This is a genomic window from Verrucosispora sp. WMMD573, assembly GCF_027497175.1.
GTDB lineage: Bacteria > Actinomycetota > Actinomycetes > Mycobacteriales > Micromonosporaceae > Micromonospora.
Genome location: NZ_CP114901.1, coordinates 2624657 through 2639339, shown reverse-complemented (window position 1 = coordinate 2639339; position 14683 = coordinate 2624657). Strand labels below are relative to the sequence as shown.

Sequence of the window (14683 nt, the reverse complement as noted above, 5' to 3'; positions counted from 1 at the left end):
GGTAATCGTCTGGCTACATTGAATTATGATGCCCGCCCCCGGAGGTCGGGCGGAGGAACCGGTCTACCGTCCCGTCCTCGCCGCACGGCGCGGAGAACTGGAGGCGCTCGGCCACCTCGACGACGCCCTCGCCCCGATGCTCAGCCCGATCCTGCAACTGTCCGAAGTCGACAAAACCATCATCGACCCGCTGACCCGACTGCCGCCCGGGCTGCTTCCCGCCGTCGACATCGGCGCCCTGCCCGACGCCACGGCATCCGCGTTGGCCTGCCGGGGCGTACCGCTGGTGCCGGTGATCGGCCTGACGGACGGTGAGCGGCGGCTGGCGGCGCTCGGCGCCGTGGCTCACGCACAGACCCAACGAGCCGTGGTGCGCATGCGGCTACGCCGGGACCGGGCCGGCCCCCACGCCACCACCACAGCCGTGGAACGGATCGGACGGCACGCAGGGCTGGCCACCGAACAGTGTGATCTGGTGCTCGACTGTGATGACGTCTGCTGCCCGGCCGACGTCCGGTTGGCCGAGCCCCGGGTCCGGCGGATGTTGGACTGGACCCGCCGGCACGCGTGGCGTTCGGTGAGTGTGGTGGCCGGTGGCATGCCGCCGGCCCTGTCCCGACTGCCCATCGACGAGCCGGTGCGGGTGGATCGTTGGGACTGGCTGCTCTGGCAACGGCTGGCCGACCTGGGTGTCACCTTCGGCGACTACGGCGTCAGCTCGGCCGCCGCCCAACCGAGTGTCGACCGGCACCTGACGGTCCCGTACACCGGCGACGGCGTCTGGTTGATCCACCGCTGGTCGCGCCGCCGTGGCCAGGGCGACCAGCGAATCGCCGACCTGTGTCGCACGCTGGTGTCCGGCCCACACTGGCCGACCACCGGGGCGAGCTTCTCCTGGGGCGACCAGGAGATCTCGCGCCGAGCCAGGCGGGGCGCCGGCGCCGGCTCGGCAACCAACTGGATGGCGTGGAGCACCTCGCACCATCTGGCCCACGTACTGAACGCGCTGGCCCGAGCTACTCCTTCTCGGTGAACCCGAACTGCACGACACCCTCGTCGTCGACTGTCGCGTCGACCGAGGCGTCACCGAGCAGGTCGGCCGCGTCGGAATCGAGGAAGATCCGGGCACCCTGGTTGTCGACCACGTGGTCGCCCTCGATCGGCGCGGGCACCAGCTCGACGGTGAGCGAGCCGGCGGTGGTGTCCGCGGCGATGCGTACGCCTCCCCCCTCGGAGACGTCCTGCTGCGCGGCGAGATCACGGATCACCAGCACGGCATTGTCGGTCATCGTGAGCATGGTGGGACTCCTCGTGGGTTTCTGGGCGCCCAGGCGGTGCCACCCACCGCCACATCGGGGCAGCTCAAGGCCCTTCCAGCACCCAACGGTGCCCGCTGTCGAGGCGTCCGTCAAATAGAGCGATGTCAGCACACCAGGAGGCATGACGGCCCCCTGTGCGGGTATCCGAGCAGGTCGCGCCCCCGCACTCCGGTCAGGCCGGAGGCCGGGGCGGCAGCGGGGCGGCGGGGTCACCCCGCTCGATCAGCGCGGCGATGTCGGCGTCGTGCAGACCGCGGAGCGCGAGCACCCGGGTGCCCCACCGATGCAGCCGGCACGGGTGCGGGCTGGCGTCGTTGCGGCAGACCGTGCCGCCCGACCAGCTTCGCGGCGCGTGCACCACGACAGCCCGGACAGCGAACTGGGCATCCTCGGCGGTCACGTAGGGCGGCAACGGGATCTCCCGCAGCCCCACCCCGGGCCGCTCACCGGTGGGCGGAGCGTGTCGGACGGTACTGCTGCTGCTGTTCATCGGCCTGGGCCTCCACACAGGACGGTCGAACACGGACAGCAGGACGTTACGGCCCGGTTGACCCGGAGTGACGGACAAACTGTCCCGTGGACTCAGCCGGTCGCCGCCTGCGCCCGCAGTGCCGCTGCGGTCTGGCCGGGGTCATAGCCCGGCCCCACCCCGTCGAAGATGATCGCCGAGGCATCGATGTGCCGGGTACGCAGCGGTAGAATCTCCTGGTAGGCCGGCGAGTCGTACCAGGCGTGCGCCTGCTGCCGGTCGGGAAATTCCAGGATGACCACGCTGCCCGGCCACTCTCCCTCGCGTACGTCCACCTCCGGGCCGTGCACCACGAACCGGCCGCCAAAAGGCTCCAGCGTCGCCTGGATCCGCTCCAGGTAGGTCAGAATATCCTCGTTGACCTGCGGGTTCCGCAGGTGCGCCAAAGCGAACGCGGGCATCGTTCGTCCTCCCGGTCGGGTGGGATGGTCGCCGACCAGGCTACTGCCGAAGCGGGCCGCCGGCCGGCCGGCGGCCCGCGCTCAACCGAGCGCTGCGGTGAGCCGGGCGATCTGTGCGGCCTCCGTGAGCGTGCTGCCCTGACCACGGACGTACCGTACGGTGCAGAAGAGCGTCACCCGGTAGCCGCCCACGATTGCCGCCACGGTCGTGCCATCGCAGTCCGGGCCGCCGGAGAGTCGCATCGCCACCAGTTCCCGGGCCTCGGCCGCGGCGTCCGTGAGATTGCTGCCGAAGCCGTTGGTGTAGGACCCCGGGCAGTAGATCTGCACGTCGAACCCGCCCACCAGCGAGTCGACGAGCGAGCCCCGGCAGCTCACACCGTAGGTGAGGTAGAGCTGGTACAGACGCAGCGCCTCCAGGTTCGCGTCGGTCAGCGTACGACCGAAGCCGTGGATGTAACCCGCGTCGCCACAGCGAAGGATGATCCGGTAGCCCCCCACGATCGCCTGCGACGACGAGGTCGAGCAACTGGCGGCCGCCGCAGCCGGCCCCGCCGGGACCACCACCGCGACCACGGTCAGCACGGCCGCGACGAGCGCGGCCCGAACGGCACGGAACATGGATGCCACCTCCTGGTCCGGATCGAACGGTCAGGTTCGCTCAGCTGAGCACCCGTCCATTAGACGCAGCTTTCATCGACACAAGGCGCGGGTTGCGCATAGACGACAGAGAATGGAAGGACGATGGCGCGGGCGGTCAGCCGTGGATGTCGAAGCCCAGGGCCCGGGCCAGGGTCGCCGCCTGCATCAGGTCGATGACCGCACCGGCGCGGTGCACCGTGGCCGGGTCGAGCCCGGCCAGGTCACTGCCGCGCAGGTCCGCCCTGGAGAGCCGGGCGCCACGCCACTGCACGTCGGACAGGTCACACCTGGTCAGCGACGCGCCCGTCAGGTCGGCCCCGGACAGGTCGATCTCCCGCATCCGCACCCCGGTGAAGCGCGCGCCGCGCAGGTCACCACCGGCGAGCGTGAGGAACGACCAGTCGCCCCCGGTGACGGTCAACGGCCGCAGGTCGCACCGGTCGAAGGTGCTGCCCAGCAGCTTGCAGCCGGTGAACTCCGCCTCGAAGAGATTGCACCTGATGAAGGCGCACCGGGTGAAGGCCGAATCGGTGTGCCGGGACACGTTGAACGCCACATCACCGAAGGTGCAGCCCTCGAAGGTCGCCCCCCGGCTGGTCGCCTCGGTGAGATCCACCCGGTGGAAGGTGCAGTTGACGAAGTGCCGGTCGACCAGCTCCTCGGCGTACCAGTCCTCGTCGTGGAAGGTGACGTCCTCGGTCGGCTCCGGCATGTCCCGCAGGCTAACCAGTGACCCCGACAACAAGCCTTCCCGCCCCGCGTACCGGCCGGTAGGTTCGCTGGGGTGAGCATGGCACCCAGCATCGAGCCGTCGCAGGTCGGATTCGACCCGACACGACTGGCCCGGATCGACGAACACTTCGCCAGCTACGTCGACACCGGCCGGCTCGCCGGCTGGCAGGCGGTGGTCACCCGACGCGGCGAAATCGCACACAGCTCGACGTACGGGCTGCGGGACCGCGAGGCGGGCACGCCGGTGCAGCCGGACACCCTCTGGCGGATCTACTCGATGACCAAACCGATCACCTCGGTCGCGGCGATGATGCTCTGGGAGGAGGGCCGCTTCGAGCTGACCGACGAGATCGAGCGCTGGCTGCCCGAGTTCGCCGACATGCGGGTCTACTCGAAGGGTTCGACGCTCAAGCCGTACACCGTGCCGGCGATCGAGCCGATCCGGGTCTGGCACCTGCTCACCCACACCGCCGGGTTGACCTACGGCTTCATGCAGACGTCGGTGGTCGACGGGCTGTACCGGGCCGCCGGCTACGACCTCTACCCACCGGCCGAGGTCGACCTGGCCGAGGCCTGCCGGGTCTTCGGTGAATTGCCGCTGCTGTTCCAGCCCGGCACCGCCTGGGGCTACTCGGTCGCCACCGACGTGCTCGGCCGGCTGATCGAGGTCGTGTCCGGGCAGAGCCTGGACACCTTCCTGACCGAACGGATCCTGCGTCCGCTGGGCATGGTCGACACCCGCTGGCACGTCGACGGCGCCGACGCCGAGCGGCTGGCCGCCCTGTACGTGCCGAACCCGACGTCCGGTCGGGCGGTACGGCACGACGCGCTCGGCGCCCTGGCGTACGAGAAGCCGGCGCTCCTCTCCGGCGGCGGTGGGCTGATCTCGTCTGCCGCCGACTACCACCGCTTCACCCAACTGCTGCTGCGCGGCGGCGAGCTGGACGGCACGCGTCTGCTCGGTCCCCGGACGGTGCGGTTCATGAGTCGCAACCACCTGCCCGGCGGGCGGGACCTGGGCACCCTGTCCACCGGCGGGTTCGCCGAGACCAATCTCGACGGCGTCGGGTTCGGTCTCGGCTTCGCGGTCGTCGACGACCCGGTGCCGAGCCGGGTGCCGAGCAGCGTCGGCGAGTACTACTGGGGCGGCGTGGCCAGCACCGCCTTCTGGGTCGACCCGGTCGAGGAGATCACCGCCATGTTCTTCACCCAGCTGATGCCGTCGAGCACCTGGCCGCTCCGCCCGCAGCTGCGCCAACTGGTCTACTCGGCACTTGTCGACTGAGCCGTTCCACCGACGGCCGCGCGATGAGATCCCTAGCCTGTAAGGCGTGAGTGATGTCGTCGTGTTCGGTGCGGCCGGCACTGCGGGTTCCCGGATCGTCAGCGAGGCGTACAACCGAGGGCACCGGGTGGTGGCCGCGGTACGGCGTCCCGAGGCGGACGCGTCGTACCTGCCGGCCGGGGTTCGGGTCGTCACCGGTGACGCGACAAGTGAGCGGAGCGTGCGGGAGCTGGCGCCGGAGGCGGATGCGCTGGTGGTGGCGATCGGCGGCGGCGACCGTACGCTGTGGCCCGACGCGGCGCGGACCCTGCTCGCCGCGTTGCGCGGGATGCCGGCGGCACCCCGCGTGATCCACGTCGGCGGCGGCGCCACCCTGCTCAACCCGGCGGGTGACCGGCTGCTGGACGACCCGGAGTTTCCCGACGAGTACCGCGACGCCGCGTTGGGGCAGGCGGAGGCGCTGGACCTCTACCGCGCCTCGGCCGACGGGGTGACCTGGACGTACGTCTGCCCGCCACCGCTGGAGTTCCACCCCGGCGAGCGCACCGGCCAGTACCGCACCGGCACCGACCAACCGGTGACCGACGCGCAGGGCCGCAGCGTGCTCAGCTACGAGGACCTGGCGGTCGTGGTGGTCGACGAGATCGAGAACGGGCGCTTCCCGAACATGCGGTTCACCGCCGGGTACTGATATCTGATCTTGAGCGACGGCGGTCCGCCGGATAGATTCGAGTCACTGTGACCCGGACGTCACACCCTGACGCGCGGGTCGGACCTCGAATCAGGAGGGCGCCGTCTTGGCCTCGCTCGACGACACCGTGACAACCCCGCACGAATCGTCCCGCACCACCGGATCAGGCTCGCTCGACCGGCGACGGATGCTGACCGTCGCGCTCGGTGGCGCCGCCGCCGTGACGCTTCCCGCCCCCGCCTGGGCGGCCTCCGACCGGCGTCCGGGCGCGCACCGGCCCCCGACCCTCACCCCCCACGACCGGATAGTCGTCGCGCAACTGTCGGCCAAGCGCGCCCTGCACCACCTGAAGGTGCTCTCCGAGGACATCGGCCCACGCATCGGCGGAACCGACTCGGAGCGCCGGGCGGCGCACTACATCGCCGGCCAGCTCGACCGGCTGCGCTACGACACCACGCTGCAACCCTTCCCGGTCGCCGACAAGTTCCTCGCCCAGCTCAGCTCGCCGGCCGGGCTGCCTCGGGACCTGAACTGGCAGGTCGGCGCGAGCGGACAGGCCGCGCTGGACACCAGGATCACCGCACCCGTGGTCGACGTCGGCGCGGGCACCCCCGGCGACTACCCGGCCGACGTCAGCGGCCGGATCGTGCTTGTGGACTACGTCGCGGCGCAGCGCGAACAGCTCGCCGCCACCGCGGTGGCGGCCGGGGCGGCGGCCGTGGTCTTCCTGCCGGCCGACCTGGTGGCACCACGTCGGGCGTCGGCGTTCTCGCCCACGCTGCCGGGATCCGCCGCCGCGCCGCTGCCGATCCCGGTCGTCGGGGTGGCCCAGGCGCAGAAACACCGGCTGCGCGCGTTGCTGGCCGCCGGGCCGCTCACCCTGACCGTGGCCACCACCGCTCACCGGGGTCTGACCTCGCACAATGTGCTGGCCGAGCGGCGCGGTCGAGCGGGCCGCGACGGCCCGGTCGTCATGGTCAGCGCACACTACGACTCGGTCATCGGCGCGCCGGGCGCCAACGACGACGGCTCGGGCACCGTGCTCTGCCTGGAACTGGCCCGGGTGTTGCGGGCGTTACCGATCAACGCCACGGTGCGGTTCGCCCTGTGGGGCTCGGAGGAGCAGGGGTTGATCGGTTCGCGCTACCACGTGGCTCAACTGCCGCAGCCCGAGCGGGACCGGATCCTCGCCGTCTACCAGAACGACATGGTCGCCACCAGCTGGGACCCGGCGACCCGGTACTGGCTGTTGTCGTTCACCGGCGAGAGCAACCGGGCCACCGACGAGGTCTCCGCCGCGGCCCGGCGACTCGGCTACGAGCCACGGATCTCGCCGGTCACCCAGCGTGGCGCCAGCGACCACCAGTCGTTCCAGGAGGTCGGCATCGCCAGCGCGAACTTCTCCTGGCGCGGTGAGGAGTCACCGGCGCTGCTGGAGCCGCCCTATCACAGCCCCGAGGACACCATCGCCAAGAACATCAGCCTGGAACGGCTCCAGGTGTCGATGGAACTGATCGGCTGCGCCGCGTACGCGACGGCTCGGCGCTGAACCCCGGCGGGGCGCGGCGTGCACCGCGCCCCGCCCACGTCATTCGGCCAGTCGGGCCGGGAAGCCGCCGGTCGCCACCGGGCCCCATCCGGTGATGGTGATCCTGATCAACGACTTGCCCTGCTGCCGCATCGCCTCCCGGTACTCGTCCCAGTCCGGATGCTCGCCGGAGATGCTGCGGAAGTACTCGACAAGCGGTTCGAGGGACTCGGGCAGGTCCAGCACCTCCGCGGTGCCGTCGACCTGCACCCAAGGGCCGTTCCAGTCGTCGGAGAGCACACAGGCAGATACGTGAGGGTCGCGGCGGATGTTGGCGATCTTCGCGCGCTCCGGATAGCTGGAGATCACCAGCCGGCCCTCAGCGTCCACCCCAGCGGCGACCGGCGAGGACTGCGGCCGGCCGTCGGCGCGGGTGGTCATCAGCACCACCCGGTGCCGGGGGCGGAGAAAGTCGAGTAGGTCGTCCCGGTCGACCCGGGTGTTACGAGCGATCATGCGTGCCATCGCTCGTTTCTACCAGCACTCAGGCGTGCTGACCGGCGGACGGCTGGCTGGGTACGCGGGGGCGCAGCGACGGTCGCCAGGCCCGGCCATTGGCGTAGATGATCCGGAAGCCCAGGTACGAGGCGAGCGGCGCCCAGTGCGCCGAGCCCATCCGCAGCTCGGCGGCGTTGTGCCGGCGGCCGTTGGCGAGCACGTCGAGCAGGACGGTCTCGAACGCCGCCGACTCGACCCAGTCCACCTCGCGGGTGAAGCCGCAGATCAACGCGGCGCCGGTGACCGCAAGGAAGTCCCGCAGCACCGGCTCGGGGGCGCGCAGCACCGAGCAGCTGCCGAAGTAGAGGCGGCGCCCCTCGCAGCGCCCGGCCATCAGCTCGGCCACCTCGGTGAGTTCGACCGAGTGCCAGTCGGTGAGGCACAGCCGGTTCGGCTCGCCGTGCATGGCGAAGAAGCCGAGCCGATGGTCGGCGTACTGCTTCAGCAGCCAGCGGTCGATGAAATAGAACAGCTCGTCGCGGGTGGCGGCGTCCTTGTGAATGAAGCGGACCTTGCCCAGCCGTTCGAGCAGTTCCAGGGTGGGCAGCACGGACCCGCGCTCGTTGAGATCCCGGTGCCACTGGCCCTCGACGCAGAAGATGCCACCACGCGCCACGCCCACCTCCCCGTCGTCGCCGGCGCTGACGTTACCGGGCCGGCCGGCCCGGGGAACATCACCCTCCGTGTCATCGGTTGCGGCATCCGCGCCGAAATGGCTGCTCTACGACCCCACGTCACCGATTGCCGGGTTCACAAACGGGTCCAATTCACAGCCAATGCTCAGGTACAGCGAATTGTGAGGACAATTCTCGTTAATCCCCTCCAATCGACAGCTCCGGTGCGAGGGTGGATCCACGGGACAGCCCGGTCGAAGTCCCGGAGGCCATCCCATTCACTCTCCTATCGGGAGGACTTCTGTGCGCGTACACACCTTGAAACGGGCAGTCGTCGCCCTCGCCCTGGCGCTGCCGGGCGCCGCGATCGCCTCGGTGGTCGCCGCGCCAGCGGCCCATGCCGACGGCTGCTACACCTGGGACCGCAACCTCTACCAGGGGCGCTCCGGCAGCGACGTGCGCGAGCTGCAACTACGGATAGCCGGCTGGGCCGGCAACAACAACGTCGTGGAACTCGACGGACGGTTCGGCCCGAAGACGGCCGCCGCGGTTCGTCGCTTCCAGTCCGCGTACGGCCTCCGCGTCGACGGAGTCGCCGGCCCGGAGACCTACCGGAAGCTCTACCAACTCCAGGACGACAACTGCACGCCCCGACACTTCGCCTACCGCGAGATGGACGACGGCTGCGGCGGCAGCGGGTGGGACGGCGGCCCGCTGAGCACCACCCAGACGCGGCAGAACGCGCTGCGCACCATGTGGAAGCTGGAGGCGCTGCGCAAGAGCCTTGGCGACCAGCCGCTGATCGTGACCAGCGGGTTCCGCAGCCGCACCTGCAACAACCGGGTGGGCGGAGCGTCGGACAGCCAGCATCTCTACGGCAACGCCGCCGACCTCATCTCCCGCGACAGGTCGCTGTGCCAGATCGCCCGGCAGGCCCGCAACCACGGCTTCAGCGGCATCATCGGGCCCGGTGTGTCGGGCCACAACTCCCACGTCCACGTGGACTCGCGGCGGGAGAACAACCAGGACCGCAGCGCGAACAACACCTACTGGGCGGCACCCGACTGCGGAATTCCCGCCGGGAACCGCTGATCGCACGACGCATCGCGACGCCGGCCCGGGCGCGGGCGGGGAATGGCCCCGCGCTCCGGGCCGGCGTCGTACCGCCGACGGACGAGCCCGCTCAGCTCGCCCGCGGCCAGCGCGGCGCGGTTGCGGGGGGTGCCACCGGCCGGCCGGAGCCGGGCGTCCGCACACCGGTACGCCCGACCGGGGCGGCCACCCGGGGTGCCGGGCCACGCGCCGGGTAACCGGCAGCCCGGTCGGGCCGCCCCGGATGCCCGGCGGCCCGCGGCGGGTAACCGGCGGCCCGGTCGGTGCCCGCCGGACGCGCGGCGGGAGTACGTCCCGCCGACGGCCCGTTGATCAGAAACGGGAACGGCACGTGCACGAACGGATTGCCGTGCCGGATCAGGGCGTCGAGCTGTCGCTCGTTGAGCCCGTGGTTCAGCAGTACCTTTCGACCCCAACGATGCAGCCGGCAGGGGAACCGGGCGCCGTCGTTGCGGCACAGCGCCCCGGACGGCCACTCCTCGGCCGCGTGCACGACCACCGCCCGGACGGCCAGCCGGACGTCCTCGGGGGTCAACGGCGTCGGGACCGGCAACTCGCCCAGAATCTGATCGATGGGATCCATCGACTGCTCATCGACTCGCACGGCAGACCTCCCGCAGCTCCGGTGGCGGTGCGCTTGAGCACCGCACCTCGAGCAGTGGTACGGCCACCGCGACGGGATGGTTCAAACGGTTTTCAGACCAGCCCGGCGTCGTGAACCAGCAGGGCCACCTGCACCCGGTTGTTGAGTCCGAGACGGGTCAACAGCCGGGAGACGTACGCCTTGACGGTGGCCACGCTCATGTACAGCTCGGCGGCGATCTCGGCGTTGGTACGCCCCATGCCCAGCGCCACGGCGACGGCGCGTTCCCGCTCGGTCAGGCCCTCGATCAGCCGCGCGGCCCGGTCCCGCCGCGGGTCGGCCGCCGGCCCCGCGGTGACGTGCTCGATGAGGGTCCGGGTGACCGTCGGTGACAGGGTCGCCTCGCCGGCCGCCACCCGACGCACCGCCCGCACGATCTCCACCGGCGGGGTGTCCTTCAGCAGGAACCCGCCGGCACCGGCCCGCAGTGCCCGCAGCACGTGCTCGTCGGCGTCGAACGTGGTCAGCACGAGCACCTCCGGCGGCTGAGGCAGCGCACGCAGCGCCTCGGTGGCGGCCAGCCCGTCCAGCCGGGGCATCCGGATGTCCATCAACACCACGTCCGGCCGGCACGCGGCGACGGCCTGGACGACCTCACTACCGTCGGCCGCCTCCCCGACCACCTTCAGGTCGGGCGTACCGCCGAGGATCATCGACAGACCGGCACGTACCAGCGCGTCATCGTCCACGATCAGGATCCGCACCGTCTGCTCGCCGCCGCCGGCGGCGGCCGCGCCACCGCCCTCGGCGGCGGCCGGCACCGGGCCGGTCACGTCGCCGGCCACGGCAGCCACGCGGCCAACCGGAAGTCGCCCTGGTCGTCGCAGCCGTGCTCCAACCGCCCACCGGCGAGACTGACCCGTTCGGCGATGCCGACCAGGCCGGTACCGGTGCCGGGGATGGCCGTCTCGGGCAGCTCACCGACCGGCCTGCGGTTGCGGATCTCCACCTGTAGCCCGTCGCCGGGCGCTCCGTCGAGGCCGACGGTGACGGCGGCGCCGTGGGCGTGCTTGCGGGCGTTGGTGAGCCCCTCCTGCACGATGCGGTAGACGCTGCGCCCCACGGCCTCCGGTAGCCGGTCCGGCGCGGCGACCCGTTCCCGCAGGTCGACACGGGTTCCGGCGGCCCGGGACTCGGCGATCAGGGCGGGTAGATCGTCGAGGGTCGGCTGGGGGCGTTCCGGGTCGCCGGGCAGCGCGGTCTCGGCGCGCAGCACGCCGATCACCTCGCGTAGGTCCTGAAGGGCGGAGTGCGCACTGTCCCGGATCACCCCGGCCGCCCGGGCCACCTCCGGTGCGGGCGCGTCGGGGCGGAACTCCAGCGCCCCGGCGTGCAGGCTGAGCAGCGAGATCCGGTGGGCGAGCACGTCGTGCATCTCCCGGGCGATGCGGGTGCGCTCCAACTGCCGAGCCTGCGCGACGCGTAGCTGCTGCTCGGCCTCGGCCCGCTCGGCGCGCTCCCGCAACGACAGCACCAGCTGCCGGCGCGCCCGCACGAACATGCCCCAGGCCAACACCAGCAGGGTGATCACCACCCCCCAGAGGGCGGACATCCAGTAGGGGCTGCCGGGCTCGGGACGCAGCAGGGCGAAGACCGTGTTGGTGACGAGCCCGGCAGCGGTGACGGCCAGGGCGACCGCCGTCCGACGGTGCACCACCGCCGTGAAGTAAATGATCAATAGGGCGATGCTGGAGGTGATGGAGACGAGCGCCACCGGCAGCGTCGCCAGCACCAGACCCACTGGCCAGCGACGCCGCAACCAGAGCGCCGCCGTACAGGCCAGACCGAAGACGGCGTCCGCGAGAATCATCCAGTCGTACGGCAGCTGTTCGGCCAACGCCGGGCTCGGGGAGGCGGCGTCGAAGGTGGCCAGCACCACCCAGGCCAGGGAGACCAGGAAGGCGAGGCTGTCGATCAGCCAGTCGCGGGGGGTACGCCGCGGCCGGCGGCCCACCCCAGGGTCCAGCGCCCCGGGCAGCAGACCCGGGTGTTCCAGTACGACGGCGCTGGTCACAGGCGCAATGGTAGGCAGCCGGTCGGATACCGGACCAGCTACCAAAGTCGAGACCTCAGCATCGACCTTGGTCTGCGCGGGCCAGACCGATGGCCGCTGCGGATGGCCGGCTGGCTCGGACAGGCTGGCAGCCATGATCGCCGTACACCAGCTCACCAAACGGTACGGGCGGCACACCGCCGTCGAGGACGTGTCGTTCCAGTGCGAACCGGGCACCGTCACCGGCTTCCTCGGCCCCAACGGGGCCGGCAAGTCCACCACCATGCGCATGATCTGCGGGCTCACCCCGCCGACCGCCGGCACCGCCACCGTCGATGGTCGGCCCTACCGGCAGTTGCCCAACCCGGGCCGCACGGTCGGGGTGCTGCTGGACGCCTCCGCTCAGCACGCCGGGCGGACCGGCCGGGAGGCCCTGACCGTGGCGGCGGCGACGATGGGCGTCGACCGGCGTCGGGTCGGTGAGGTGCTCGACCGGGTGGGGCTGGGCCCGACCGCGGCCCGGCGGCGGGTGCGGGCGTACTCGCTGGGCATGCGTCAGCGGCTCGGCCTGGCGCACGCGCTACTGGGTGACCCCCGGGTGCTGATCCTTGACGAACCGGCGAACGGCCTGGACCCGGAGGGGATCTTCTGGATGCGCGGCCTGCTGCGCGACTTCGCCGACCGGGGCGGCACCGTGCTGCTCTCCTCCCACCTGCTGCGCGAGGTGGAGGCGGTCGCGGACCGGCTGGTTGTCATCGGGGGCGGCCGGATCGTGGCCCAGGGCGGCAAGGATGAGCTGCTGGCCGGTACCGGCACCGTGGTGCGGGCCCGCGACGGAGCGGCGTTGCGGGCCGCCCTGCACCGGGCGGGCCTGACGGTCAGTGAGGGCTCCGAGGGCCTGCTGGTCGGTGCCGACACCCACGCGGTCGGCGAGGTCGCCCTGACCGCCGGGGTGGTCCTCAGCGAGCTGCGTCCGGCCGGCGGCGGTGGCCTGGAACAGCTGTTCCTCACCCTGACCGCCACCGCACCGGGTCCTGTCCTGCACTCCACCACCAGCGCCGAGCCGACCGGGGAGGTCGTCCGATGACCACTGTCAGCACCGCACCGGAACTCGCCCCGAGCCATCACCGCCCGAACGAACACCGACCGTCGCTGGGCCGGCTGACCGCCGTGGAGCTGCGCAAACTCGTCGACACCCGGGCCGGTCGCTGGTTGCTGATCACCATCGGACTGGTCAGCGCCGTGATCGTCACGCTCCTCCTGGTGTACGCCGAAGCGCCGGAACAGAACTTCACCATGTTCTTCACCACGTCCCTGTTGCCGGTCGGCGTGCTGCTTCCGGTGCTCGGCATCCTGTCGATCACCAGTGAGTGGTCACAGCGCACGGCGCTCACCACCTTCGCCCTGGTGCCTCGGCGGGAACGGGTGATCACCGCAAAGCTCGTCGCGGTGGTCCTGGCGGCGCTCGGAGCGGTGCTCAGCAGCCTGGCGTTCGCCGCCGCCGGCACGGCGATCGCCGGTGCCACGGGCGGCGCGGGCACCTGGCGGATCGAGGCGGCCCTGGTGGCGCACGCCGTGGTGTTCCAGGTGGCGAGTGTGCTGATGGGCGCAGGATTCGGTCTGCTGCTGTTCAACACTCCGTTGGCCATCGTGGCCTATCTGGTGCTGCCGATCATCTGGTCGATCGTGGGTGAACTGGTCCGGCCGCTGAACCGCGCGGCCGAGTGGCTGGACACCGGGCGGACCATGGAGCCACTGTTCACCGCCGAGGTAAGCACCGGACAGTGGCAGCGCCTCGCGGTCTCACTGTTGCTGTGGTTGGTCGTGCCGCTGGTCGCCGGTATGGTCCGCACCATGCGGCGGGAGGTGGCGTGAGGGCGTACGGGACGCCGACCGTGGTCAGTGGGGGCATCACCGAGCTGGTCGTGCTCTGGGGCGGCATCCCGCTGGTCGGCGGCGTGCTCGGTGGATTGCTGGTGGCCGGGGCGGGTTGGGTGGCCGACCTGCCCTGGGCTCCGGTGCAGGGCCTGTTCCGGGCGGTCGACGGTCTGCCCGACCAGTACGCACTACCCGGTGGGGTGGGTGTCGGTGTCCTGGTCGGGCTGGTGATCGGCGCCATCGGCACCGCCGAACGGGTACGGGTGACCGTGTCCGGCACCGAGGTGCGGCTGCGTGAGGGCAGCTCAGAACGGGAGTTCGATCGGCGGGACACCCGGGTGGTCTACCTCGACGGCAAGAACCTGGTGCTGCTCGACGCGGACGACGCCGAGCTGGCCCGGCAGTCGGTCGACCTGCCGGCGGTGGAGTTGGCCGACGCCTTCCGGGGGCACGGTTGGCCCTGGGCTGAGGCGGATCCGCACCGCGAGGCGTACCGGCTCTGGGTGCCGGACCTGCCCGGATTGCCGGCGGGCGCGGATGCGCTGCTGCGGGCCCGGCGGGAGGCGTTGAAGCACGACCGGGGCGGCGAGGCCAGGGAGCTACGCGCCGAACTGTCCCGCTACGGCGTGGTGGTCCGCGACGACGGCAAACGACAACACTTCCGGCTCACCCGCCGCGCCGCACTGCCCGACTGACCAGGCCGGGCATCCACGCCGACTGGTCGGGCAGACGGCCACGCCGACTGGTCGGGCAGGCG

General features: G+C 71.4%; 18 protein-coding genes. 8 read left to right on the top strand and 10 right to left on the bottom strand.

Translation table 11 applies throughout. The features are described 5' to 3' along the window. The first annotated feature begins 28 nt into the window (after window positions 1-28). Window positions 29-1033 carry a hypothetical protein gene (locus O7601_RS12110; RefSeq protein ID WP_281566266.1) on the top strand — a complete coding sequence of 335 codons (1005 nt, stop codon included), beginning with the start codon at window positions 29-31 and terminating at the stop codon, window positions 1031-1033. Here the strand turns inward: O7601_RS12110 and O7601_RS12105 are convergent. The 5 genes from O7601_RS12105 to O7601_RS12085 form a co-directional block, all read right to left on the bottom strand. Continuing rightward, window positions 1017-1298 carry an adhesin gene (locus O7601_RS12105; RefSeq protein ID WP_093401937.1) on the bottom strand — a complete coding sequence of 94 codons (282 nt, stop codon included), beginning with the start codon at window positions 1296-1298 and terminating at the stop codon, window positions 1017-1019. The two genes, O7601_RS12110 and O7601_RS12105, sit on opposite strands and share 17 nt — an antisense overlap. Before the next feature lie 193 nt (window positions 1299-1491). After that, on the bottom strand, window positions 1492-1809 hold the full coding sequence (locus O7601_RS12100) for a hypothetical protein (RefSeq protein WP_281566265.1): 318 nt from the start codon (window positions 1807-1809) through the stop codon (window positions 1492-1494). A gap of 92 nt (window positions 1810-1901) precedes the next feature. Next, window positions 1902-2249: a DUF1330 domain-containing protein gene (locus O7601_RS12095; RefSeq protein WP_281566264.1), complete on the bottom strand. Its 348-nt coding sequence runs from the start codon at window positions 2247-2249 to the stop codon at window positions 1902-1904. 81 nt (window positions 2250-2330) lie between these two features. Further along, a complete protein-coding gene (locus O7601_RS12090) occupies window positions 2331-2870 on the bottom strand; it encodes a hypothetical protein (protein ID WP_281566263.1) in 540 nt (179 codons plus the stop codon). A 136-nt stretch (window positions 2871-3006) separates the two neighbouring features. Beyond that, window positions 3007-3603, bottom strand: coding sequence for a pentapeptide repeat-containing protein (locus O7601_RS12085; protein WP_281566262.1), 597 nt, complete (start codon window positions 3601-3603; stop codon window positions 3007-3009). A gap of 72 nt (window positions 3604-3675) precedes the next feature. Here O7601_RS12085 and O7601_RS12080 point away from each other — a divergent pair, with 72 nt between their 5' ends. The 3 genes from O7601_RS12080 to O7601_RS12070 all read left to right on the top strand — a co-directional run bounded on the left by O7601_RS12080 (window position 3676) and on the right by O7601_RS12070 (window position 7148). After that, window positions 3676-4908 (top strand): serine hydrolase domain-containing protein, encoded by a 1233-nt coding sequence (locus O7601_RS12080; protein ID WP_281566261.1) that lies wholly within the window; start codon window positions 3676-3678, stop codon window positions 4906-4908. Window positions 4909-4954: 46 nt separating this feature from the next. Further along, entirely contained in the window at window positions 4955-5599 is a 645-nt protein-coding gene (locus tag O7601_RS12075) for an NAD(P)H-binding protein (RefSeq protein ID WP_281566260.1), read from the top strand. A 106-nt stretch (window positions 5600-5705) separates the two neighbouring features. Continuing rightward, window positions 5706-7148: a M20/M25/M40 family metallo-hydrolase gene (locus O7601_RS12070; protein ID WP_281566259.1), complete on the top strand. Its 1443-nt coding sequence runs from the start codon at window positions 5706-5708 to the stop codon at window positions 7146-7148. A 39-nt stretch (window positions 7149-7187) separates the two neighbouring features. Here O7601_RS12070 and O7601_RS12065 read toward each other — a convergent pair whose 3' ends face one another. Further along, the gene (locus O7601_RS12065) at window positions 7188-7652 is read right to left on the bottom strand and encodes a PPOX class F420-dependent oxidoreductase (protein WP_281566258.1); all 465 of its coding nucleotides are present in this window, start codon (window positions 7650-7652) and stop codon (window positions 7188-7190) included. A 19-nt stretch (window positions 7653-7671) separates the two neighbouring features. Next, window positions 7672-8301, bottom strand: coding sequence for a hypothetical protein (locus O7601_RS12060; protein ID WP_269739628.1), 630 nt, complete (start codon window positions 8299-8301; stop codon window positions 7672-7674). A 301-nt stretch (window positions 8302-8602) separates the two neighbouring features. Here O7601_RS12060 and O7601_RS12055 point away from each other — a divergent pair, with 301 nt between their 5' ends. Beyond that, on the top strand, window positions 8603-9391 hold the full coding sequence (locus tag O7601_RS12055) for a D-Ala-D-Ala carboxypeptidase family metallohydrolase (RefSeq protein ID WP_281566257.1): 789 nt from the start codon (window positions 8603-8605) through the stop codon (window positions 9389-9391). A 91-nt stretch (window positions 9392-9482) separates the two neighbouring features. Here O7601_RS12055 and O7601_RS12050 read toward each other — a convergent pair whose 3' ends face one another. The 3 genes from O7601_RS12050 to O7601_RS12040 all read right to left on the bottom strand — a co-directional run bounded on the left by O7601_RS12050 (window position 9483) and on the right by O7601_RS12040 (window position 12069). Further along, on the bottom strand, window positions 9483-9995 hold the full coding sequence (locus O7601_RS12050) for a hypothetical protein (RefSeq protein WP_281566256.1): 513 nt from the start codon (window positions 9993-9995) through the stop codon (window positions 9483-9485). Between the two features lie 113 nt (window positions 9996-10108). Beyond that, window positions 10109-10816 carry a response regulator transcription factor gene (locus O7601_RS12045; RefSeq protein ID WP_281566883.1) on the bottom strand — a complete coding sequence of 236 codons (708 nt, stop codon included), beginning with the start codon at window positions 10814-10816 and terminating at the stop codon, window positions 10109-10111. An 8-nt stretch (window positions 10817-10824) separates the two neighbouring features. After that, window positions 10825-12069: a histidine kinase gene (locus O7601_RS12040; RefSeq protein ID WP_281566255.1), complete on the bottom strand. Its 1245-nt coding sequence runs from the start codon at window positions 12067-12069 to the stop codon at window positions 10825-10827. A 133-nt stretch (window positions 12070-12202) separates the two neighbouring features. On the opposite strand from O7601_RS12040, the gene O7601_RS12035 reads away from it, so the two are divergent. From O7601_RS12035 to O7601_RS12025, 3 genes are read left to right on the top strand one after another with little or no spacing between them, the layout of a single operon-like run. Next, window positions 12203-13135 carry an ATP-binding cassette domain-containing protein gene (locus O7601_RS12035; protein WP_281566254.1) on the top strand — a complete coding sequence of 311 codons (933 nt, stop codon included), beginning with the start codon at window positions 12203-12205 and terminating at the stop codon, window positions 13133-13135. Beyond that, a complete protein-coding gene (locus O7601_RS12030) occupies window positions 13132-13923 on the top strand; it encodes an ABC transporter permease (protein ID WP_281566253.1) in 792 nt (263 codons plus the stop codon). Before O7601_RS12035 ends, O7601_RS12030 begins: the two co-directional genes overlap by 4 nt. Continuing rightward, window positions 13920-14621, top strand: coding sequence for a hypothetical protein (locus O7601_RS12025; RefSeq protein WP_281566252.1), 702 nt, complete (start codon window positions 13920-13922; stop codon window positions 14619-14621). Before O7601_RS12030 ends, O7601_RS12025 begins: the two co-directional genes overlap by 4 nt. Window positions 14622-14683: the final 62 nt, after the last annotated feature.

What these genes read in the sequence shown, in the direction of transcription:
- O7601_RS12110 (WP_281566266.1), top strand. Translation starts at nt 29, where the DNA reads ATGCCCGCCCCCGGAGGTCGGGCGGAGGAACCGGTCTACCGTCCCGTC.
- O7601_RS12105 (WP_093401937.1), bottom strand. Translation starts at nt 1,298, where the DNA reads ATGCTCACGATGACCGACAATGCCGTGCTGGTGATCCGTGATCTCGCC.
- O7601_RS12100 (WP_281566265.1), bottom strand. Translation starts at nt 1,809, where the DNA reads ATGAACAGCAGCAGCAGTACCGTCCGACACGCTCCGCCCACCGGTGAG.
- O7601_RS12095 (WP_281566264.1), bottom strand. Translation starts at nt 2,249, where the DNA reads ATGCCCGCGTTCGCTTTGGCGCACCTGCGGAACCCGCAGGTCAACGAG.
- O7601_RS12090 (WP_281566263.1), bottom strand. Translation starts at nt 2,870, where the DNA reads ATGTTCCGTGCCGTTCGGGCCGCGCTCGTCGCGGCCGTGCTGACCGTG.
- O7601_RS12085 (WP_281566262.1), bottom strand. Translation starts at nt 3,603, where the DNA reads ATGCCGGAGCCGACCGAGGACGTCACCTTCCACGACGAGGACTGGTAC.
- O7601_RS12065 (WP_281566258.1), bottom strand. Translation starts at nt 7,652, where the DNA reads ATGGCACGCATGATCGCTCGTAACACCCGGGTCGACCGGGACGACCTA.
- O7601_RS12050 (WP_281566256.1), bottom strand. Translation starts at nt 9,995, where the DNA reads ATGGATCCCATCGATCAGATTCTGGGCGAGTTGCCGGTCCCGACGCCG.
- O7601_RS12035 (WP_281566254.1), top strand. Translation starts at nt 12,203, where the DNA reads ATGATCGCCGTACACCAGCTCACCAAACGGTACGGGCGGCACACCGCC.
- O7601_RS12030 (WP_281566253.1), top strand. Translation starts at nt 13,132, where the DNA reads ATGACCACTGTCAGCACCGCACCGGAACTCGCCCCGAGCCATCACCGC.